The sequence below is a fragment of the Acidimicrobiia bacterium genome (genome assembly GCA_036396535.1).
Taxonomy (GTDB): domain Bacteria; phylum Actinomycetota; class Acidimicrobiia; order Spongiisociales; family UBA5794; genus DASWKR01.
Window position 1 is genome coordinate 76,156 of sequence record DASWKR010000028.1, and the last position, 20,351, is coordinate 96,506.

Annotated in this window: 22 protein-coding genes; 6 read left to right on the forward strand and 16 right to left on the reverse strand. The window is 68.2% G+C overall.

The window, feature by feature from the left end:
• Positions 1-40: 40 nt before the first annotated feature.
• Positions 41-1,579, reverse strand: a complete 1,539-nt coding sequence (hutH, locus tag VGC47_04450; GenBank protein HEX9854542.1) for a histidine ammonia-lyase — start codon at positions 1,577-1,579, stop codon at positions 41-43.
• 386 nt (positions 1,580-1,965) lie between these two features.
• Between hutH and VGC47_04455 the strand changes: the two genes are divergently transcribed.
• Both VGC47_04455 and VGC47_04460 read left to right on the forward strand, forming a co-directional pair.
• On the forward strand, positions 1,966-2,370 hold the full coding sequence (locus VGC47_04455; GenBank protein ID HEX9854543.1) for a hypothetical protein: 405 nt from the start codon (positions 1,966-1,968) through the stop codon (positions 2,368-2,370).
• The gene (locus tag VGC47_04460) at positions 2,367-2,852 is read left to right on the forward strand and encodes an FABP family protein (protein HEX9854544.1); all 486 of its coding nucleotides are present in this window, start codon (positions 2,367-2,369) and stop codon (positions 2,850-2,852) included. Before VGC47_04455 ends, VGC47_04460 begins: the two co-directional genes overlap by 4 nt.
• Positions 2,853-2,858: 6 nt before the next feature.
• On the opposite strand, the gene VGC47_04465 is transcribed toward VGC47_04460, so the two are convergent.
• Positions 2,859-5,333 carry a M1 family metallopeptidase gene (locus tag VGC47_04465; protein ID HEX9854545.1) on the reverse strand — a complete coding sequence of 825 codons (2,475 nt, stop codon included), beginning with the start codon at positions 5,331-5,333 and terminating at the stop codon, positions 2,859-2,861.
• Positions 5,334-5,441: 108 nt separating this feature from the next.
• On the opposite strand from VGC47_04465, the gene VGC47_04470 reads away from it, so the two are divergent.
• Positions 5,442-5,657 (forward strand): DUF2277 domain-containing protein, encoded by a 216-nt coding sequence (locus tag VGC47_04470; protein ID HEX9854546.1) that lies wholly within the window; start codon positions 5,442-5,444, stop codon positions 5,655-5,657.
• A 65-nt stretch (positions 5,658-5,722) separates the two neighbouring features.
• On the opposite strand, the gene VGC47_04475 is transcribed toward VGC47_04470, so the two are convergent.
• Genes VGC47_04475 through ccmA form a run of 10 tightly spaced genes read right to left on the reverse strand, consistent with a single transcriptional unit; the run spans position 5,723 to position 12,968 of the window.
• Entirely contained in the window at positions 5,723-6,208 is a 486-nt protein-coding gene (locus VGC47_04475) for an SRPBCC family protein (GenBank protein HEX9854547.1), read from the reverse strand.
• Positions 6,192-6,545, reverse strand: a complete 354-nt coding sequence (locus VGC47_04480) for a metalloregulator ArsR/SmtB family transcription factor (GenBank protein HEX9854548.1) — start codon at positions 6,543-6,545, stop codon at positions 6,192-6,194. Before VGC47_04480 ends, VGC47_04475 begins: the two co-directional genes overlap by 17 nt.
• A gap of 46 nt (positions 6,546-6,591) precedes the next feature.
• Positions 6,592-7,200: a redoxin domain-containing protein gene (locus VGC47_04485; GenBank protein HEX9854549.1), complete on the reverse strand. Its 609-nt coding sequence runs from the start codon at positions 7,198-7,200 to the stop codon at positions 6,592-6,594.
• Positions 7,197-8,348 carry a cytochrome c-type biogenesis protein CcmH gene (locus tag VGC47_04490; GenBank protein HEX9854550.1) on the reverse strand — a complete coding sequence of 384 codons (1,152 nt, stop codon included), beginning with the start codon at positions 8,346-8,348 and terminating at the stop codon, positions 7,197-7,199. The genes VGC47_04485 and VGC47_04490 overlap by 4 nt, the downstream gene beginning before the upstream one ends.
• Positions 8,345-10,375, reverse strand: a complete 2,031-nt coding sequence (locus VGC47_04495) for a cytochrome c-type biogenesis CcmF C-terminal domain-containing protein (GenBank protein HEX9854551.1) — start codon at positions 10,373-10,375, stop codon at positions 8,345-8,347. Before VGC47_04495 ends, VGC47_04490 begins: the two co-directional genes overlap by 4 nt.
• On the reverse strand, positions 10,372-10,782 hold the full coding sequence (locus VGC47_04500) for a cytochrome c maturation protein CcmE (protein HEX9854552.1): 411 nt from the start codon (positions 10,780-10,782) through the stop codon (positions 10,372-10,374). Before VGC47_04500 ends, VGC47_04495 begins: the two co-directional genes overlap by 4 nt.
• Positions 10,779-10,901, reverse strand: coding sequence for a CcmD family protein (locus tag VGC47_04505; GenBank protein ID HEX9854553.1), 123 nt, complete (start codon positions 10,899-10,901; stop codon positions 10,779-10,781). The genes VGC47_04500 and VGC47_04505 overlap by 4 nt, the downstream gene beginning before the upstream one ends.
• Positions 10,898-11,635 (reverse strand): cytochrome c biogenesis protein CcsA, encoded by a 738-nt coding sequence (ccsA, locus tag VGC47_04510; GenBank protein HEX9854554.1) that lies wholly within the window; start codon positions 11,633-11,635, stop codon positions 10,898-10,900. Before ccsA ends, VGC47_04505 begins: the two co-directional genes overlap by 4 nt.
• Positions 11,636-11,649: 14 nt before the next feature.
• Positions 11,650-12,324, reverse strand: coding sequence for a heme exporter protein CcmB (locus VGC47_04515; protein ID HEX9854555.1), 675 nt, complete (start codon positions 12,322-12,324; stop codon positions 11,650-11,652).
• On the reverse strand, positions 12,324-12,968 hold the full coding sequence (ccmA, locus tag VGC47_04520; protein ID HEX9854556.1) for a heme ABC exporter ATP-binding protein CcmA: 645 nt from the start codon (positions 12,966-12,968) through the stop codon (positions 12,324-12,326). The genes VGC47_04515 and ccmA overlap by 1 nt, the downstream gene beginning before the upstream one ends.
• Positions 12,969-13,143: 175 nt before the next feature.
• Here ccmA and trxA point away from each other — a divergent pair, with 175 nt between their 5' ends.
• A complete protein-coding gene (gene trxA, locus VGC47_04525) occupies positions 13,144-13,575 on the forward strand; it encodes a thioredoxin (protein HEX9854557.1) in 432 nt (143 codons plus the stop codon).
• Positions 13,576-13,635: 60 nt separating this feature from the next.
• Positions 13,636-14,892 (forward strand): calcium-binding protein, encoded by a 1,257-nt coding sequence (locus VGC47_04530; protein HEX9854558.1) that lies wholly within the window; start codon positions 13,636-13,638, stop codon positions 14,890-14,892.
• A 22-nt stretch (positions 14,893-14,914) separates the two neighbouring features.
• On the opposite strand, the gene VGC47_04535 is transcribed toward VGC47_04530, so the two are convergent.
• From VGC47_04535 to VGC47_04550, 4 genes are all read right to left on the reverse strand, one after another.
• A complete protein-coding gene (locus tag VGC47_04535) occupies positions 14,915-15,124 on the reverse strand; it encodes an SPOR domain-containing protein (GenBank protein ID HEX9854559.1) in 210 nt (69 codons plus the stop codon).
• A 1-nt stretch (position 15,125) separates the two neighbouring features.
• A complete protein-coding gene (locus VGC47_04540; protein HEX9854560.1) occupies positions 15,126-16,457 on the reverse strand; it encodes a metallopeptidase TldD-related protein in 1,332 nt (443 codons plus the stop codon).
• A complete protein-coding gene (locus tag VGC47_04545) occupies positions 16,454-17,893 on the reverse strand; it encodes a TldD/PmbA family protein (GenBank protein HEX9854561.1) in 1,440 nt (479 codons plus the stop codon). Before VGC47_04545 ends, VGC47_04540 begins: the two co-directional genes overlap by 4 nt.
• 61 nt (positions 17,894-17,954) lie before the next feature.
• The gene (locus VGC47_04550; protein HEX9854562.1) at positions 17,955-19,520 is read right to left on the reverse strand and encodes an ATP-binding protein; all 1,566 of its coding nucleotides are present in this window, start codon (positions 19,518-19,520) and stop codon (positions 17,955-17,957) included.
• Between the two features lie 280 nt (positions 19,521-19,800).
• Here VGC47_04550 and VGC47_04555 point away from each other — a divergent pair, with 280 nt between their 5' ends.
• Positions 19,801-20,337: an NUDIX hydrolase gene (locus VGC47_04555; protein HEX9854563.1), complete on the forward strand. Its 537-nt coding sequence runs from the start codon at positions 19,801-19,803 to the stop codon at positions 20,335-20,337.
• The last annotated feature ends 14 nt before the right edge of the window (positions 20,338-20,351 follow it).

Here is a 20,351-nt window from a genome sequence, read left to right on the forward strand (position 1 = left end):
GTACGCGGCGGAGAACTGATCGTGCGGACCCGTGAGTACGTCACGGCCCCGACGACCTCGCCTCGGCGACGAGGTCGTCGAATCGCCCCTCCCTCAGGATGGCGGCGACGGCATCGATGTCGGCTCCGATCGGGCGATCGCCGTCCAGTCGGGGGACCCGGGAGCGCACGATCTCGAGGGCGCGACCCGTGAGGTGGGCCGGGCGAAGGGGTGCGCGCTGTTCGACACCTGCCGCGGCGCACATGAGCTCGACGGCGATCACGCGTTCGGTGTTGGCCAGCACCTGCGAGAGCTTGCGGCCTGCGCCCCACCCCATGGAGACGTGGTCTTCCTGTGATCCCGACGTCGGGATCGACTCGACGGACGCCGGATGGGACAACACGCGATTCTCGGCGACGAGTGCCGCCGCGGTGTATTGGGACAACATCAGCCCGGAGTTGACACCAGGACGGGTCGCCAGGAACGGCGTGAGCCCGGCCGACCGCTCCGGATCGAGCAGCCGGTCGGTCCGCCTCTCCGATATCGACCCGAGCTCGGTGACCGCGATGGCCATGTAGTCGAGGGCGAACGCCAGCGGCTGTCCGTGGAAGTTTCCTGCCGACACGACGTCGCCGTCATCGGGAAACACGATCGGATTGTCGACGACGGCGCCGAGCTCTCTCGTGAAGGTTTCCGCAGCGAAGCCGATCGTGTCCCTGACGGCGCCGTGCACTTGAGGCGCGCAACGCAGCGAGTAGGCGTCCTGCACCGCATGGTCGAAGTCGTCCGCATGGCTGGCGCCGATCTCGGATCCCTCGAGCAGCGCTCCGATGAGGGACGCCGTGGCGGCTTGGCCGGGGTGCGGGCGGAGGGCGTGGATCCTGGCGTCGAACGGGCGAGCTGAGCCGAAGAGAGCCTCGATCGACAACGCGCAGGCGAGGTCGGCCGCATCTGCGATCCGCCGAGCCCTGGCCGTCCCGAGCACGCCCATTGCCAGCATCCCCTCGGTCCCGTTGAGGAGGCTCAACCCCTCCTTGGAGGCCAGCGTCAGCGGCTCCAGCCCGTGCCGGGCGAGCACGAGTGCTGAGGGCTCGGGCTCGCCGCCGTCGGTCATCTCGCCCTCCCCGATGATCGGGAGGGCCAGATGGGCGAAAGGAGCCAGATCGCCCGACGCACCTACGGATCCCTGGGCGGGCACGGAAGGGAGGAGATCACGGCGCAGCAGCTCGACGATCCGCTCGACGATGACGGGGCGAACGCCGGAGTGCCCTTGCGACAGCGTGCGAGCCCGCAACAGCATCATGGCTCGCACGAGGTCCGGAGGGAGTCGCTCGCCGACGCCGGCGGCGTGCGATCGGACGAGCGAAACCTGCAGCTCCTCTATCTCGTCCGGGGCGATGCGAGTCGAAGCGAGTGCACCGAAGCCGGTCGTGACGCCGTAGACGATCCGCTCTTCTCTGGCGAGACGCTCGACGAGCTCACGCGCCGGCGCCATCCGAGCAGCAACGCCCTCGGCGAGCGTGACCGTTGCGGCTCTCCCTGCGACGGCCACGACGTCCTCGATGTCGAGCGAGCCGCCGTCGATGATCACCTCACGCACGTCGCCGAGACTAACGAGCGTTCGGGCACCGCCCCGTCGGGGTTGGACGGAATGGCCCCCGCGGGGCACCGAGCGTCATCCCCCGCAGCCATTTTGCGAGACGAGGGCCGGGGCTAGTGCGACGACCAGAAACGTTCACATTGCTTGGTGGGGGTGCACGAGGGGGCGGCCCTTGTGCCGGCCCCCTCGTACTGGGCGGAGCGGCTTGCCGCTTCGACCAGGGCAATAGGCGCGGCCGGCAGGCCGCACCAGCAGAGCCGAAGCCCCGGTAGGGGCGCAGGCGACAAACTCGACCAGCAACCGTAGGTTGCTGGTCGAAGCACTAGCCGAGCACCGAAGCCACGGAGAGGAGCCGGCGACTCGATGGGGCGCGTTAGCGTGACGGTATGAGAACCGGCCGACGCGTGCTGCTCGTCCTGTGCGCTGCATTCTCGGTCGCCGCAGGGCTCATCCTCGCGGTAGGCACGGCGGTCATCTCGTCGCTGACGGGCGATGCCGCGGTGAGCGACACGGCGGGCATCGTCGCCGCGGGTGCCGCCGGAGCCGTCGGCGTGCTCGCTGCCGTCCTGTGGCGCAGCAGGGTCACCGAGCGGACCGTGACCATCGCCCAGCTGCGCGCCACCATATTCGTCGCACTGGCGATCGCCGAGGTGGGGATGCTGCTCGGGCTCGTCTGGGGGTTCTTCTCGCAGTCGCCGGCGCCGCTGTGGACGGGTGCGGCGTTCTACGCGCTGTCGCTCGTCCTCGTCGCCACCGGCATCGCCAGGGCGGACGTGGCGCAGCTGCCATGAACGATCTGCACGAGGGGCTGGCGCACCTGGCTTTCCTCGTCGGCACGTGGCGCGGGTCCGGTGTCGGGGTGTACCCGACGATCGAGACGTTCGAGTACCGAGAGGAGGTCGTCATCGGCCACATCGGCAAGCCGTTCCTCACGTACGCGCAACGCACCACCCGGGCCGGCTCCCACCCCGAGGCAGGCGTCCGACTCCACTCCGAGACGGGGTACATCCGTCCCGCCGGCGCCACCGGGGTCGAGTTGGTCGTCGCTCAACCGACGGGCATCGTCGAGATCCACGAAGGGCGGCTGTCCGGGACGACGCTCGAGATCGAGCCGCGGCTCGTGGCGACCACGGCGACGGCCGTGGCCGTCTCACGCGTCGAACGGCGAGTGGTCGTCTCGGACGACGAGATGCGCTACGAGCTGTGGATGGAGGCCGTCGGCCAACCGCACCAGATCCACCTGGAAGCGACGCTCACCAGACGGGATTCCTGACGCCGGTCACAGCTTCTCAGCGATCCCTCCCTGTTCGCGTCCCCGAAACCCCTCGTACACCGACAACAGCTCGAGGCGTTGGGCGAGGGACTTCGGGTGCGATGTCTCGTGTTGCGCGAACCATTGCCGTACGTCGTCTGCCGACTCGGGATGCGTCAGCGCCCGCAGGCCTCGATGGAGGTTCTTGGCGATGGCCTCCGGGACGATCTCGTGAACCTCGTCCCATCTCCGCTTCAGCTTGGCCCAAACCGCCGCGTTGACCCTGCGATTCGTCAACATCGTGGCGATGAGGCCCGGGGCGTCCTGGCTCCTGATCCTGCCGGCCAGCATCATGCGAAAGACCTCATCTGCCTGTCGCTCGTGCGGGAACGCCGCCAAGGAGTACAGGAATCGAACCTTGTCCTGAGGTGTGGCGGCGTTCTCGAAGCGCTCCACGAACCGATCGAAGTCGTCGTCCGTCCCATGCCAGGCGACGACACCGACGGCGGCGGCCGCCAAGTCCGGGTCGTGCGCTCCCCCGCCGTCCAAGATCGAGGAGACGATCGTCCTGCTCCTGTCGATCGCCTCGTCATGGTCGGCGAGCCGGCCCGCTGCGCGCAGGGCGGTCGCCCGCAGCTTGCGGACGAGGTCATCGTCGCCGTCGACCGGCGCCCACCCGAGGTCGACGAGCAGCGGCGTGAAGACGGCATCGGCCCTCGCCTTGAAGGCGTGGCGGGCAGCATCAGGGACGATCCTGTCGATCTCCGTCATCGCCGACTCGACGACGTCCCAAATCGCCGGCTGGCGCTCGTCCCCGAGGTTCTCGAGCAGATCGAGGAACACCTCCAGCCCGACGTCGCCCGACAGCACGAGCCCCCAGGTGTCGTCGACGAGCATGAATCGCTCCAGCGGAGCGAGGCGATCGTAGGCCTCGGATGTGGCGGCTCGGCAGGCATCGTCGTAGTCGACGAGGTAGAAGCCATGGCCGCCGGCGTTCACGATGATGGGCTCGTCAGACGTCACGACCGCCTGCTCCTCCAGCAACAGGCGGTGCGAGTCGGCCGATCCGACCGGTCGCCACAGCACGGGAACGATCCAGCGGCCTCCCGCCCCGCCATCGAGCAGCTCGAACTGCCGCTGGGTCAGGCGGTAGCCGCCTTCGATCTTGGCGACCCGGACGACGGGAAGCCCCCCCTGGAGGATCCAGGTGTCCATGATCGATCCGACCGGCTCCCCGCTCGCCTTCTCGAGCGCCTCCCACAAATCGACCGCCTCGGCATTTCCGTATTGGTGAGCCCGCAGGTAGTCGCCGACCCCGCGCCGGAAGGCCTCGTCGCCGACGTACTGCTCGAGCATCCTCAGCACCGACGCCCCTTTGTCGTACGTGAGGGCGTCGAACATCTCGTTGGCCTCGTCGGGGGTCGCCACCGGGAAGTCGATGGGCCGCGTCGCCGCCAAGGCGTCGATCTCCCTGGCCGAAGCGGCCTCCGTTCCGAAGTCGATCCATCGCCCCCACTCCGGCCGGCATGCATCCGTCGTCTTCAACTCCATGAAGGTGGCGAACGCCTCGTTGAGCCAGATGCCGTTCCACCATTTCATGGTGACGAGGTCGCCGAACCACATGTGGGCGATCTCGTGCGCGATCACATCGACGATTCGCTGCATCTCACGTTGTGTCGCACGTCTCGGATCGACGAGGAGCAGGTTCTCCCGGAACGTGACGCAGCCGAGGTTCTCCATGGCCCCCCAGGCGAAGTCCGGCACGGCCACGAGGTCGAGCTTGTCCCCCGGGTATGGAATGGCGTAGTAGTCCCGCAGGTAGCGCAGCGCAAACGCTCCGGCCGCCAGGGAGAAGCCGGTGAGCTCCCCCTTGCCGGGCTCGTGGACGATGCGAAGCGGCACACCGTCCACGTCGACGGCTTCGGTCGCCTCCAACTCGCCGACGATCCACGCCAGGAGGTAAGTCGACATCTTCATCGTCTCCGCGAAGCGAACCTGTCGCCTGCCGTCCTCGCGGATCACGTCCTCGACGATGGAGCTGTTGCTGACGACGAAGAGGTCGGGCTCAACGACGAGCGTGAGCGAGAACGTCGCCTTGATGTCCGGCTCGTCCCAGCACGGGAAGGCCCTCCTGGCATCGGTCGCCTCGAACTGGGTGACGCCGATCGTGCGCTCTTCGCCCTCCGCGTCGCGATACCGGGACCGGTAGAAACCTCGCAGTTGGTCGTTGAGGATGCCCCGAAACTCGATGTGCAGCCCATGGGGACCCGCCGGGAGGGGTTCGTCGAGCGTGAGGACGAGGCGTTGATCCTCGGCTTCGTGATCGGGCGTGAGAGTCGCTCCCGAGCCGACAACGGCGACCGCGTCGATCTCGAGCTCCGCTGCGTTCAGCTCGATTCGATCGACGGGTTCGACGACGTCCACGTCGATGACGACCGAGCCCGAGAATCTCGCCGACTCCAGGTCGGGGACGATCGTGAGCCGGTAGTGCGATGGGACCACAGCTCGGGGCAGACGGTGTGGATCGGCGGCAGACAGTTGAGAGCCTCCTGGACGGCGGCGGGATGGTACCCAGCCAGTGGAGCAACCCGAGCGGGATAAGCTCAGACGATGTGCAGAAGCATCAAGACTCTCCGCAGCACCGAGTCGCCGGCGACGCCGGAAGAGATCGAGGCCGCCGCACTCCAGTTCGTGCGCAAGATCTCGGGATACCGACAGCCGTCGAAGGCCAATCAGCAGGTGTTCGACGCAGCAGTCGACGAGGTGACGCGGGCCTCTGAGAGGCTCCTCGCCAGACTGGTCGTGAGGACGCCGCGCAGCGCATGACCGTGGAGGCGACGCGACGAGGGGGCCGGCTGGGCCGACCCCCTCTGACACGATGGTGAGCGAACCTACTTCATCGAGTCGAGCAGCTCTTCGAGCCGGTCGAACGTCTCTTGCATGCCGCCCTCCATGCCCGAGTTGATGTGACCGTCCCGGTACTCCTTCTTCTCGTGGAGAACGACGGTCGTCAGGGTCGTTCGACCGTTCTCCTCGGTCAGGGTCACCGTATTGACGGACTCCGCATCCGGGAAGCCCTCGTAGACCTCGGTCGACACGAGGCGGTGCGGCGCCTCGATCTCCCGGTAGACGCCGTGGAACCCGTGCTCGTCGTCCCCAGGGCCTCTCACGACGTATCGCCACGCTCCACCGACCTGCAGGTCGATCTCGCACACGACGAAATGCGAGGTTCGCAGGCCCCACCACCGCTCGACCAGCTCAGGGGTGGTCATGGCCTCGAAGACCAGGCGGGCTGGTGCGTCGAACACCCTGGTGATGACGATCTCGAGATCCGACGGCAGGGTCACCGATGCCGATCCGCTATGCGCCACGTTCATCTCGATCCTCCTTCTGCTTGAGCTCCTCGAGGAGCTCGTCCAATTGATCGAACCGCTCGTTCCAGAGCCGCTCGAAGCTCTGCGCCCAGTCGTGGACGGGGCGAAGGGCAGCACCGTTCACTCGATAGAGTTGCTGCCTCCCGCGGCGGCGGCTGGCCACCAGGCCCACCTCCTTCAGGACTCCGAGGTGCTTCGACACCTGCGGCTGAGCGATGCCGAGCACCGCAACCACGTCGTTGACCGCCATCTCGCCGGTCGAGAGAACATCGAGGATCTCCCTGCGGCGTGGCTCGCCGATCGCCGCGAAGGCATCGACTGTGGTGGCGAGGCGTGGCATGGGGGACAATCATATTCCTATATCGGAATATGTCAACTTGGTGCCGTCAGCGGTTTTCGACCTCACCGACCTTGATCGTGCCGATCTCCCTGCCCAGGATCAGGTCGTCGATGGCGTTGACGAGCACCTGGGGGTTCGAGATCGGCCCGCTGATCTTGCCGACGATGGTCCCATCCCTGTCCACGAGGAACGTCTCGGGAAGACCGAGCACGCCGAACTCCAGCCCGAGGCGGGACCCGGCGTCGACGACGTAGGTGTACGGGTCCCCACGGCCGAGCTCATCCAGGAAGTCGAGGCCGTTCGACGGGTTGTCCTGGTGGAGGATCCCGAGGAAGCGGACGTCGAACTCGGCGTACTGGGCGGCGGCGTCCGTGAGCGCTGGATGCTCGACGCGACACCCGATGCACCAGGATGCCCAGAAGTTGATCACGACGATCGAGCCGTCCAACTCGTCGCTCGACAACTCTCCTTCGAACTCCAGGTACGGGGCGGAGAACTCGGCCACGGGCAAGCCGATGAGGGGCGATGCCGTGAGATCCGGATCGGTACCGAACCGATCGGACAACACCACCCCCAGCACGACCACGGCCGCGCAAGCCGAGGCGAGCGACCAGAACCCGAGCGTGCGGCCTCGCGTCCGACCGGCGACCGTCACAGCTCGGCCTCCGCAACGTCGAGCAGCTCTTCGGCCTCGGTGCGGACGTCGTCCGGCAGCTCATACGTGAGGAGCCGCTCTAGCGGGTCGATGGCGCCGCCCGGGTCGGCGAGGCCGAGCAGGCGGATGTTCCCGAGGTACCAGTACGCCTGGGGGAAGTCCGGCTCGACCTCGATGCTCCGCTCCACGTAGTCCTCGGCGATGTCCGGCTCGTCGGAGAGGTACGTCATCCACCCGACGCTGGCGAGGGCTTCGGCGTTGAGTTCCCGGTCGAGCACCCCCAGAAAGTGGGGTAGAGCGGCCGTGAAGTCGCCTGCTTGGAAGTATCTCCTCGCCAGAGCCAGACGCATCCCGACGACATCGGGGTTCTCGGCGACCACTTGCTCGAGCTCCTCGTTCGTGACGGTCGCGAGGTCGACGGGGTCGTCCGCCTCCTGGAACACGCCCCCGGTGATCAGCCCGGACGGATCTCGGTCGGCCACAGCCCCGATGACGGCGAGTGTGACCGCCGCACCGCCGACGACGAGGATCCCCGCTCCGATGAGCCTCTTCCGGTCGACCTTGCGAGGAGCATCGGCTGTTTCCCCCTGCGCTCCGGCTGCCGCCACTGCCAGCTCTTCCTCGAGGTACGACGCCCGCAGGCGCCCTGCAACTGCCGGCGTCAGCTCGCCGGCCGCCTCCTGGAGCTCGAGCTCGCCGAGGTCGCGCCGGACGTGGTCGAGCTGGTCCACGACGTCTCCTGCCGGCACCGCGACCCTGCCCCGTCGCCGCGACCGGATGGCGATGACGCCGACGGCGACCGCGACGAACGGCACCGCCCAGAGAACCAGGCCCCATCCGGACCAGACCGGGCGAAGGAGGACCCGCTCCGTGTAACGGGCGACAAAGTAGTCGTAGACCTCCTGATCGGTGGCCCCGGCGCCGACCTGTTCGGTGATGAACCCCCTCAGGTCACGGGCGATGGACGACGTCGACTCAGCGATCGAGACTCCACCACAGAACGGGCAGCGCAGGTTGGCGGCGATCTGGTCGACGCGATCCTCGACGGTCGGCTCGACCTCGCCGCCGGACGCCAGCCCGATCCCGATCACCGATCCCAGGATCACGAGCGCCACAGGTGCCGCCCATCGCCGCAGTGCCGGGATCACCTGGAAGCCTCAGCGAGGGCAGGCTCGGATGCCGCCCTGCGGCGGCCGCCGGTGAGCGACCAGGCGCCTCCCCCTACCGTCACCAGCCCTCCGATCCAGAGCAACCACTGGAACGGGAACACGAAGACGTCGAGGATCAGGTCACCGCTCGCCGTGATGCCTGCGAGGCTGAGGTACACGTCATCCACGAGGCCCGTATGCACGTCCGGCGTCGCCACGGCCTGAGCTGCGTTCGGGTAGCGATGGACGCGAGGAAACATCGTGGCGATGCGGTCGGTGCACGACTCGTCCATCAGCCCGACCTGGGCGCCCTCGACCGTCCGGTTCGGCTCCGTTCGCTGGAAAGGACCCTCGTAGAGCACGCAGTAGCTGCCGATCCTCACCAGGCCGCCTTCCGGGATGCGCACCTCTTGGCGGGTGGCGAGCCCTGCAGACGTGGCGATGCCTATGGCCGCGATGGCCACGCCGACGTGGGCGATCTGCCCGCCCCAGTAACCCCGTTCGCGTTTCAGGATCATCGCCGCCGCCGTCGTGGTTCGAGCGCCGCGCTCTCGTTGCGCCTTCAGCTGCCGCCCGAAGTGGGAGGCGACGACGCCTACGACGAACGATGCGAGCACGACGGCGATGACGACCGGGACAGACCGCACACCGAGGAGCACCGCTCCGGCACCCGCAGCCATGGCGGCAACGGCCGCCCCCCTGATCCTCGGCCACACGACGGCGCCGGAAGCGGCGCGATAGGGCGTGATCGGCCCGACCCCCATCGCCAGCAGCAGGGCGAACGCGATCGGCAATGTGATCCGGTCGAAGAATGGCCTGCCGACAGACACCTGGCGGCCTGTGAATCCCTCGAGAAAGAGCGGATACGTCGTCCCGATGAGAACCGTGAAGGCGAACAGGGTGAGTAGCAGGTTGTTGAGGAGGAACACGCCCTCGCGGCTGGCGAGTGAGTCGAGCCGAGGAGACGACGACACCAGGTGGGCGCGGGATGCGAAGAGGGCGAACGAGGCGACGACCACGACCGCCAGGAAGCCGAGAAGCGCCGGACCGACGGCGGACTGCGTGAACGAGTGCACGGACGCGATGACGCCCGACCTGGTGAGGAAGGTTCCCAAGATGGTGAGCGCGAACGTCGAGATGATCAGGACGAAGTTCCATGCCTGGAGCATCCCTCGGCGGCGCTGCACGACGGCGGAGTGGAGGAAGGCGGTGGCGACGAGCCATGGGAGAAAGGCGGCGTTCTCGACGGGATCCCACGCCCAGTATCCCCCCCAGCCGAGCACCTCGTAGGACCACCACGCCCCGAGGAGGATCCCGAGCGTCAGGAACGTCCAGGCGATGACGGTCCAGCGGTGCGTTCTCTCCAGCCAGGCCGCCCCCGAGACCTTGTTCGCCAACGCCGAGATGGCGAAGGCGAACGGCACGGACAGGCCGACGTACCCGAGGTACAGCATCGGAGGGTGAACCGCCATGAGGATGTGGTTCTGGAGCAACGGGTTCGGCCCGAACCCGTCCAGTGGGGCGACCGCCGCCGCGAATGGATGCCACGTCGACGCCAGGCATCCGACAGAGGCGGCTTCGGTGCACACCCGGAAGGGGTCGGCGACCGTGGCCATCATCCCGAACCAGAAGATGCCCACACCACCGAGGACGGCGAGTGCTCCGGCCCCGAGCCGGTCCCCGGCGTGCACCCCACGCGCCACCCACCACGTGAAACCGGCGAGCACGAGCCCCCACAGGGCGATGCTGCCTTCGAGGGCGGCCCAACCGCTGGCGAGCAGGAAGACGAGCGGGGTGGCACGAGCGGTGTTGGTTGCCACGTACTCGATCGTGAAGTCGTGGGCGACGATGCCGACTTCGAGAGCCACCATGGTCACGACCGCACCGCCGAGGAAGAGCCCGGCCGCCCTGCGGAGCCGAGGTTGTCTCGCCTCGTCGCTCCGGCACGCGGTGACACCGAGGACGACGAGTTGGGTCGCGCCTGTGAGGGCGGCCAGTATCCCGAGGTACCCGACGACGGCGATCATGGACCGGACCCCGCTTCGGTCGGCGTCTCGTAGACCGAGTCCTCCGTCCGGTACTGCTCGTCGTGCTTGACCAGCATCGAGTCGGAGTGGAACGTCGCCCCGTCCCACTCACCTTCGACGATGACCCCTCGGCCTTCGGCGAACAGCTGCTGCGGCGCTCCGCTGTGGACGACGACCACGGACTGCCGTCCGTCCGTGACCTCGAAGGTCACTCCGTCGCTCGTGCTGGCCACCGACCCTTCGACGACCTGCCCGCCGAGGCGCAGCCGACTGTCCCTGGCGCCCTCGTCATGCAGCTCCGTCGGCGTGTTGAAGAACACGAGGTTGTTCGAGAGGTTGAACAACAGGAAGGCGACGACGCCGATCAGGGCGACCGCAGGGATGACGAAGCGCCGGTAGCGGATCACGGACGTTCGACGAGCCGCTTCTCCAGGCGGGCTCGTCGCACCGCCAGCGACCTCGCATACAGCGCGATGGAGACGATCGTCACTCCGTAGCCGGCCAGGACCCAGGCCCATCCATTCATCGGGCGACCTTCGGCGAGCGCCGCTCGAGGGCCGGGGGCGTCACCGCGTCGCCGGCGACACCGCCGGAACCGGCGATCGCAACCCGCTCGACCTCGGCCTCGAGCGAGGCGACGGCGAGGCGGCGGCGCAGCAATGACGCGCCGATCATGAGGAAGGCGACGAGACCCGCCAGGAATGCGGCGAAGAGGACCCCGTCGATCTGCATCTCGTCGGGCCGCAGCAGCGTCGCCTGCTGGTGGACGTCGCGCCACCACACGACCGAGAAATGGATGACCGGGATCTGGATGAGCGACAGGATCCCGTACACGGCCGAGCGGCTCGCCCGCAGCTCGGGATCGGCGATCGCCCGACGCAGTGCCAGGTAGCCGAGGTACACGAAGAACATCACGGCGGTGAGGATCAACCTGGCCGACCACGTCCAGTACACGCCCCACGTCGGCTTGGCCCACAGCATCCCGACGACGAGTGTCAGCCCGTTGAAGAGCACTCCCACCTCGGCCGCAGCTGCGGCCAGGTGATCCCACCAGAGGGCCTTCCTCGCCAGGTAGACGATGCTCGCCACGAACGTGACGCCGAAGGCGACGTACATGACGGCGATCATCGGGAGGTGGAGGTTGAAGAGCCTCGCCGGATTGCCCTGGGTGACCTCCGGCGGGGTTGCGAACGAGAAGGCGATGGCACCGACGACGGCCGCCACCGCCAGCTTGTCGTAGGTCGTGCCGAACCTCGCCACACGCGCTCCTGGATTCATCCGGTGTCCATCAGCGCCCTGGAGGAGAGGACGCCAGCTACGGCGAGGCCGGTGTCGACGGCGACCATCAGCATCACCCAGGCGAGGATACCGTTGGGGGGCCGCAACGAATCCAGCGCCTGCGTCGCCGCCAGGAGGAGAGGCACGGACAGCGGGGCGACGAGAAGCGGGATCAGCCCGGCACCGGCTCCGACGTTCGCCGCGATCGCCGCGGCGACGGTGCCCAGCAGCCCGAGGCCGATCGCTGCCAGCGGCACCACGGCGACGATCCACGGCCACCGTGTCAATTCGATGTCGTAGAGCACGACCGCCACGACCCCCACGACGGCCTCGAACCCGAGGAGCATCACGACGTTGGCGGCCGCCTTCCCTGCGAAGCTCGCCGCCGGGTCGATGCCGCTCAGCGACGCCGCGTCGCGCTGGGCAGGCGTCTCGACGGCGGTCCGCCTGACGGCCGTGAGCACACCGAACAAGAGCACCACCACCCAGTACATGCCCGGTCCGATGCGCCGCAACAGCGCCGTGTCGGTGCTGATGGCCAGCGGGATGAGGAGGAGGGCGACGGCGGCGAACGGGACGGTCACCCACAACACCTCGCCTGCCCTCCGCTCCCGGAGGACGTCACGCCCGGCGACGATGGCCGCCTGCGTGACCAACGTCGGTGCCTGCATCACGCCAACGTCCCGGCTGCCAGCTCCACGGTGCGTGTCGCCAGCTTCTCGACTCGCTCGCGATCGTGGGAGACCACGACTGCGGCACCTCCTGCATCAGCGACGCCGGCTACGAGAGACGTGACGAGCTCGGCCGCGGCCGCGTCGAGTGCCGAGTGGGGCTCGTCGAGGAGCAGCAACGCCGGCATCCGCATCAGCTCTCTGGCGAACTCGGCTCTCCTTTGCATCCCGTGGGAGCACGCTGCGGCCGGACGCCCCGCCGCCCGCGTGAGCCCCACCTGGTCGAGCGCCGACCTCGCCTCATCGGCACGGCGACCGTCGAGCCTGGCGCTGAAGACGAGGTTCTCCTCGAGCGTCAGCTCCGGGTAGAGCCCCGGGACATGGCCGATGAGCCCGATATGGCGCCTGACGTCGATCCTCGCTGAGGAGTCGACGGCGGCGCCGAGGACCGTCCCCTCCCCGGCGTCCGGCACGAGGAGGGTCGCCAGTATCCGCAGCAGCGTCGTCTTACCGGCTCCGTTGGCGCCGAACAGACCGACGACGTCACCCGGTTCGATTCGCAGATCGACGTCGCGCAGGATGGTCGTCGAACCGACACGCGCTCCCACGGCTCGGAGCTCGGCGATCGGGGAGGGAAAGCTCACCACCGGAGTGTATGAGCCGCGACCAGACACGCGAACAGGCACGAGACCCGTTGACTGCCCGTCGGAGCCCTCAGTCGGCGCCGAGCCACGGCCAACGGGTCGTCGGACACGCCGGAATGTTGCCGAGGGACGGCTGGTTTGTAGGGTGCAATTCCCGCGACCACCGGAGTAATCCATGTCAACCCTGGCACTCACAAAGGAAACCTTCGAAGAGACGATCGCCGACAACGACATGGTCCTCGTCGACTTCTGGGCCGAGTGGTGCGGGCCGTGCCGGATGTTCGGCCCGGTCTTCGAGAAGGTCTCCGAGGACCACCCGGACATCGTCTTCGCCAAGGTCGACACCGAAGCGCAACAGGAGCTGGCCGGGTACTTCAACGTCCGCTCCATCCCGACGCTCATGATCTTCCGTGACCAGATCGGGATCTACTCGCAGCCCGGGGCCCTTCCCGAAGGCATGCTCCGCAGCCTCGTCGATCAGGCAAAGGCACTCGACATGGACGACGTGAAACGCCAGATCGAAGAGCACGACCACGACGACGACGGCCACGACCACGACCACGCCGGCCACGACCACTCGGAGCATCCGCAGAGACGAACGCGCTGAGCAGCCCCCCACCGGCGGGACCCGGGACCTAGGCTTGCCGCCGACGCCGGGAGGACGCTTGTGAACACGAGTCGCTCGATCATCGCCGCCATCGCCGCCACGGCTCTCTCGCTCACTCCCGCCGCGGTGGCGCGGGCGGCAACGTGCGGCGGGCTGCCGGCGACCATCACCGGGACGCCCGGGGACGACGTCATCTCGGGTACGCCTGGAGACGACGTGATCGTCGGCATGGGTGGCGCAGACGTCATCAGGGGCAAGGGCGGCGACGACGTGATCTGCGGCGCCAAGGGACGCGACCGGCTCCTCGGCGGCGCCGGCCACGACACGCTGATCGGGGGTACAGGCGCCGACACGCTCCAGGGCGGACCCGGTGACGACCTGCTGCACGGCAAGAAGGGCACGGACGAGGCCGACTACCGCGACTCGTCCTCCGGCGTGACCGTCAACCTCGGCGCGGGGACCGGGATGGGCCGCGGAACAGACGTCCTCACCCGCATCGAGAACGTCGCCGGCTCCGACTTCGACGACAGCATCTATGGGGACGAGGAGCGGAACGTCCTGCGTGGTCGCGACGGGTTCGACTACATCAACGGCTCGGGGGGCGACGACGACCTGCTCGGCGGCGGCGGCAACGGCGACTACCTCGAGGGAGGCGCCGGTGACGACCTCGTCGACGGAGGCTCCTCGAACCCGGGCTACGGCGACTACGCCTTCTTCAGCGCCTCCGCAGCACCCGTCACGGTCGACCTGGCGGCCGGGACGGCGTCGGGCGACGGCAACGACGTGCTCACCGGCATCGAAGGCATGTTCGGATCGGCACACGACGACGTCCTCTACGGAGGGCCCGGCAACGACTCCATCGGCGGCGAAACGGGCGACGACCTGATCGTGGGGCGCGGAGGGAGCGACAATCTCGGCGGGGGACCCGGGAACGACGACGTCCGTGGTGGGCCGGGCGACGATGTCGTGAGCGGATCGACCGGCGACGACGCGCTCGACGGAGGAGCAGGCCTCGATCGACTCGACTACACCACCACGGCAGGCGCCGTCACCCTCGATCTCGCCGCCGGAACGGCGACCGGAGACGGGTCGGACACCATCGAGCGCGTCGAGATCGTGTGGGGAACCAGCGGTGACGACGTACTGCGCGGTAGCAGCATGCCGGACGTCATCGACGGACGAGCCGGCGACGACGTCCTGGCGGGGCGCGGCGGCGACGACACGCTCAACGGCAGCCTCGGCACTGACGACATCGACGGAGGCCCCGGAACAGACCGATGCATCGACGGTGAGGTGCTGGCGCGCTGCGAGCTGTGAGCCACATGGCCCCCGTGCCGGGTCATCTCACCAGGTCTGCGATGAGGCGCTGACCCTCATCCGAGCGGCTGCGTGCCACGTAGACGCGCACCAGCCGGCGACCACCGAAAGGCCCTGGGTCGGACTCGATATTCGCCGGGATGCCCGCCTCGGCGAGACGAGCCCACGCCACCTCGGCGGCCTCCCTGTCCGAGAACTCGGCGATGGGCACGAGCTTGTCCCGCCGGGACATCTCAGCCTGCTGCGCCGCCGGTGAAGTGCCACGACGCCAGGCGGAGCGAAGGGGCATGGATCACGGCAGGGCCGAACTCGGAATCGGCGAGCCTGCCGTCGTCGCCCAGCCCCAGCAGCCGGCCGGGCCCGAGCGCCGCCACGAAGCTCTGCGTGAACCTCATGTTCGTCACCGCCCCCGTGATCACACCATTCTCGATCATGAACGTGCCGTTGCGGGTGAGCCCGGTGACGGCCAGGGTCTTCGGGTCGAGGACCCTGCAGTAGTTGAACGTCGCCACGTAGAGCCCCCGGTCGACCGAGGCGATCATGTCGTCGACCGAGGCGGCGCCCCCTTCGACGAACACGTTCAGGGGGAACGGCCCGAAGACCTCTCCTCCCGGGACGGCGTGGCCGGTCGAGCGCTCGCCCGCCTTGGCGGCCGTGCGCCGGTCGTGCGCCAGCCCCGACGTGACGCCCGACGAGACGAGGTGGACCTGCCCCTTCGGCGTCCCCTCGACGTCGAACCCGAACCCGACCGCCCCGAGGCGCCCTGCATCGTCGACGAGGTGCAGCTTCTCGTCGAATTGCTGGTCACCGAGCCTGGCGAACGACTGGCCCTCGATGTGCGCCTTGGCGTTGAAGCCGTAGCCGGCGAGGAAGACGGCGATCGTGGCGACGCACTCCGGCGCCAGGACGACCTCGTACTCGCCCGGCTTCACGTCGTATCCGCCTTCGCCGTCGCGGGCGCGCCGCGCCGCCAGTCCCCCGACGGCCGCTGCATCGATGTCTGCGATGCGCGCCGAAGTAGCGTGCCCCGATCCGGCCGAGGTGCTCGTCCGGTGGATCCCGTCGAGGGTCGCCTGCGTGTACGAGGCGCCGGCGACGTGGCCGGCACTGTTGGCAAACGCCACCTCGTTGGCGATCGTCTGGCAGTAGCCGGCTGCATTGAGGCCCTGCCCGGCGTCGATGAAGGCTTTCACGAGCTCGGCGCGCTCGCCGGGGCCGCACGACTTGGTCGCCTCGTCCTCGTGACCAGGGATCGTGACATCACCCGACGTCGCCAAGCCCGGCCAGTCGTGGTCGACCGGTTGGAGAGCTGCGGCTGCGATTGCCCGCTCGACGAAGCGCCCGACGACGCCGTCGTCTGCACCGGTCATCGTCGCCGAGCCAACCCTCTGGTCGACGGCGACCCGGAGCCGAATGCTCACCCCCTCTTCGGCCACGTTCTGATGGATGAACGAGTTGGCGAAACGGGTGAGCCCGTCCGTGCCGGCGGTCACCACCACTTCCGCCTCGGCCTCGTCGCCAACGTGCTCGAGCACCCTCTCCGCAATGGCGGCGGTCCTCGTCATGCCTTCACCCCGACCCTCACGGAGGCGAAGCGTCCCGGTGCCGCCGAGTGGCCCGTGTGCGCCACTTGCATCGGCTGGCCCTTGCCGCAGTTCGGTGTCCCCCAGTGGACCCACTCGGTCTCGCCGGCCAGCCGGTCCATGGTTCCCCAGAACTGCGGTGTGATCCCGGTGTAGGTCGGGTTCTTGACCATCCGCCCGAGCCTGCCGTTCTTCACCTCCCACCCGACCTCGCAGCCGAACTGGAAGTTGAGCCTCGTGTCGTCGATCGACCACGAGCGGTTCGTCGCCATGTAGACGCCATCCTCGGTGTCGGCGATGATCTCGTCCAAGGTGCCCTCGCCGGGGACCAGCCCGACGTTCGTCATGCGAACCATCGGAAGGCGGTTGTAGCCGTCGGCACGCACCATCCCCCCGGGGAGCAGGTTGGCGATGGAAGCGGAGTCGCGCCCGGAGAGAACCCCGACCCACACGCCGTCTCGAACGATGTCGACCCGCTGGGCGGGGGTCCCCTCGTCGTCGAAGCCGAACGTCCCCAGCGCCCCGGGCAGGGTCGCGTCTGCGGTGATGTTCATGAGCGGTGAGCCGTAGCGGTGGGTATGGAGCTTCGGCAGCTCGAGATGTGACGTCCCCGCGAAGGCGGCCTCCCAGCCGAGGATCCGATCGAGCTCGATGGCATGGCCGACCGACTCGTGGATCTGGAGGGCGAGCTGCGAACCCTCCAGGATGAGCTGCTTCTCACCTTCCTCGAGCTCCGGTGCCGAGAGAAGCTGGGCGGCTTCCTCGGCGACCCGCCCGGCGTGCCCTGGGAAGTCCCACTGCCTGACGACTTCGAAACCCCCCGTCTCGTACTGACCGAAAGACTGCGGATAGCTGCGACGCTGGGTCTCGGCATCCGAGATGGCTGTGGCGTCGAAGCCGCCGCCGGATTCGACGATGTGCTGGTGGATGCGATGGCCCTGAGAGGACACGAACCACTTGCTGGTGTCCCAGAAGGCGAGGCTTGCCCTGGCGAGCGCCACCCCACGCACCCCGGCCATCGTCTTCGTGAGGTCGAGGAGCATGTCGACCTTCTCAGAGAGCGGCACGTCGAAGGGGTGCACCTCGACCGGCGTGACGTACTCGGCTTCCACGATCGGGACGTCCGCGAGGTCGAGCGGAGGGCCGGCGACGAGTGCCGATGCCCTGGCGATCTCGGCGGCTCGCTCGCCCGCTCCCCTGGAGGCTGCCGCAGTCAAGTCGTCGATCGCGAAGAAGCCCCAAGACGACCCGATGAGTGCCCTGACCCCGAGGCCGACCGACTCGGAGTGACCGGCCGACTCGACTGCTTCGTTCTGGACGTCGATCGACTCGTCGCGGGTTGCCACGACACGCGCATCTGCGTACGCCGCACCAGCAGCCAGCGCGCCTTCCACGGCCGCTTGCGCGTGATCGAACAATGGAGCCTCCGGCTGGGCGAAGCGTCGATGGTAGCCCTCGGCCTTGGAACGCCGACGAGGGTCAGGACGCGCCGAGTGTGCTCGTCGTCGGCAACGAGAGCGTGAAGATGCTCTGGTCGTCCGTGTAGGCGTACGTCAGGTCGCCGTGCATCAGCCGGGCCAGCTGCCTCGATATCGTGAGGCCGAGCCCGAGCGCTCCCAGATGGGCGTCCTGCTCGCGCGAGCGCTGGTACGCCTCGAATATCCGCTCGCGGTCCTCCGTCGGCACACCGGGGCCGTCGTCGCACACCGAGATGCGGGCGGCGGACTCGGCACCCATGTCGATCCTGACCTCGACGTTGTCGCCGCCATACCGGCCGGCGTTCGTGAGGAGGTTCCGAACGATCTGACGGACCCGGATCGGGTCGGCCACCACCCAGGTCGGGTCGCCGACGACCGAGGGGCGCCGTGGCAGGTTCCCGGCCCTCGTCGCTTCGCCGATCGTCGCCTCGACCTGATCGGTGAGCTCGATGACGTGGCTGTGGACGGCGAGCTCGCCCATGTCCATCTTGGCGGCGACGAGGAGGTCCTCGACGAGGCTGGCGAGGTCCGAGCTCTGCTCGGCGATCACTCCGACCAAGGTGTGCGCCTCGGCCTGGCTGAACTGCTCCCAGCGGTTCGACAGCTCGTCGCTCAATCCGAGCACTGCGGCGAGCGGCGTGCGCAGCTCGTGGCTGACGGAGGCGATGAACCGGTCCTTGTCCGCCACGAGCTGCTCGAGGCTGCGCTGGTTCTTGCGGATCTCGGTGAGGTCCAAGAAGGCGACCACCACTCGGGACAGGTCGAGCTGGCCGTCGACACGGTGGATGTTGACCGTCACGAACGCCTCGAAGGGCTCGCCCTTCTTGTTGTATCCGATGAACTCGGCTTCGTGGGCGGAGCCTCCGTTCCAGATCGTGATGAATTGGCGCCGGAACGACTCGAGCGTCTCCGCCGTGAACTTCTTGGGTCGGAAGGAGGCGTGGAGCTCGTCCATCTCCTCCGATTTCATGAGCTTGGAGAAGGCGGGATTGACCCGGCTCGTCCTGATGCTCCCGATGGCGGCATGGAACTCGGCCTCGTGAGAGTCGATGTACGGCGCGATGTCGGTGACGCCTGCCGCCCGCAGGTCATCGAACCACGAGCCGACGGCCGAGAAGTCCTCCTCTCGCATGGCGACGGGCGCCGTCATGAAGAGCGTGCGGAACAGCTCCTGCTCGGCGTCGAGCCGCCGCAGCGTTGCGAGGTCGGATGAGCGGTCCTGTAGGACCACGGACAGGACATACCGGCCTTCGAGCTCGAACCGCGAGGCAGCGATGTCGACCGGGATGAGGGTGCCGTCGGCGCCCGCGCACGTCACGCTGAGCGTCTCCGGATCGCCGCTCTCGATGGTCCTCCTCAAGGCGTGGGCGAGGTCGTCCGTGCTCGCCGGAGCGACGATGCCGAGCAGCGAGCGTTCGCCTACGGTGGGCCCGAAGACGTCGAGGGCGGTGCGGTTGCACTCCACGATGCGGAGGTTCTCGTCGACCACGATCAGAGCAACCTGGGCCGCGTCGAACAGACCGCGATGCAGCGGTGTCGAATCGACGGAGACCATTCGATTCGCCAAGTACCGATCCTCGTTAGCGTGCTCCGGCCCCAGGAGCGGGGATGCCACGACGGAGCTCGGCACGTGTGCCTGCTCTGTCGAAGCACGAGCTCCGAAAGCCTCGATGAGCTATCGGCACTCGTGAGCAGGCAGTTGACCCTTCCCATTGACGGCCCATTGACGGCTCGTGGAACGACTTCGCGTGGGATGTCAGCCGTGGACCTCGCCGATCACGAAGGGTGGAAGCCATGGCGCGTGACGGCTGCCGGGAGATCGGCATGTGGTTCGTATGCTGTCGAGGGTGACCACTCCCCCGACCGACCATGCCGATCACGTCTGGCCGGGAGAGTTCACGTATTGCCCGCATTGCGCACACGCACTCGAGACCGTCACGGTCGAGGGCGAGCCCAGGAGGCGCTGCCCGGGGTGCGGTTACGTCCACTTCCGCAACCCGGGGGTGGGCGCCGCCGTCGTCGTCAGGGACGAGGCTGCCAGGGTGCTGCTCGTGAAACGTGGCGAGGGAGCGTCGAGACCCGGCAGGTGGTCCGTGCCTGCGGGATTCGTCGACTACGGCGAGGAGGTGCGCGCCGCGGCTGCCCGGGAGCTGCTGGAAGAGACCGGCCTGGTCGCCGAGATCGGCGACGTGATCCACGTGGCGTCCAATTTCCACGACCCCGAGAAGCTGACGATCGGGATCTGGTTCGCGTGCCGCGTCGTAGGAGGGGAGCTGGCGGCCGGCGACGATGCAACAGATGCGCGATTCTTCCCGCTCGACGACCTGCCTCCGCTGGCGTTCGAGACGGACGCCGAGCTGTTCCACATACTGGCGCAGCGTTGACCTGCTGCCGGCGC

Coding starts and splice junctions, on each gene's coding strand:
- VGC47_04455 (HEX9854543.1), top strand. CDS start 1,966: ATGAGAACCGGCCGACGCGTGCTGCTCGTCCTGTGCGCTGCATTCTCG.
- VGC47_04460 (HEX9854544.1), top strand. CDS start 2,367: ATGAACGATCTGCACGAGGGGCTGGCGCACCTGGCTTTCCTCGTCGGC.
- VGC47_04470 (HEX9854546.1), top strand. CDS start 5,442: ATGTGCAGAAGCATCAAGACTCTCCGCAGCACCGAGTCGCCGGCGACG.
- VGC47_04475 (HEX9854547.1), bottom strand. CDS start 6,208: ATGAACGTGGCGCATAGCGGATCGGCATCGGTGACCCTGCCGTCGGAT.
- VGC47_04480 (HEX9854548.1), bottom strand. CDS start 6,545: ATGCCACGCCTCGCCACCACAGTCGATGCCTTCGCGGCGATCGGCGAG.
- VGC47_04495 (HEX9854551.1), bottom strand. CDS start 10,375: ATGATCGCCGTCGTCGGGTACCTCGGGATACTGGCCGCCCTCACAGGC.
- VGC47_04505 (HEX9854553.1), bottom strand. CDS start 10,901: ATGAATGGATGGGCCTGGGTCCTGGCCGGCTACGGAGTGACGATCGTC.
- VGC47_04515 (HEX9854555.1), bottom strand. CDS start 12,324: ATGCAGGCACCGACGTTGGTCACGCAGGCGGCCATCGTCGCCGGGCGT.
- trxA (HEX9854557.1), top strand. CDS start 13,144: ATGTCAACCCTGGCACTCACAAAGGAAACCTTCGAAGAGACGATCGCC.
- VGC47_04535 (HEX9854559.1), bottom strand. CDS start 15,124: ATGTCCCGGCGGGACAAGCTCGTGCCCATCGCCGAGTTCTCGGACAGG.
- VGC47_04540 (HEX9854560.1), bottom strand. CDS start 16,457: ATGACGAGGACCGCCGCCATTGCGGAGAGGGTGCTCGAGCACGTTGGC.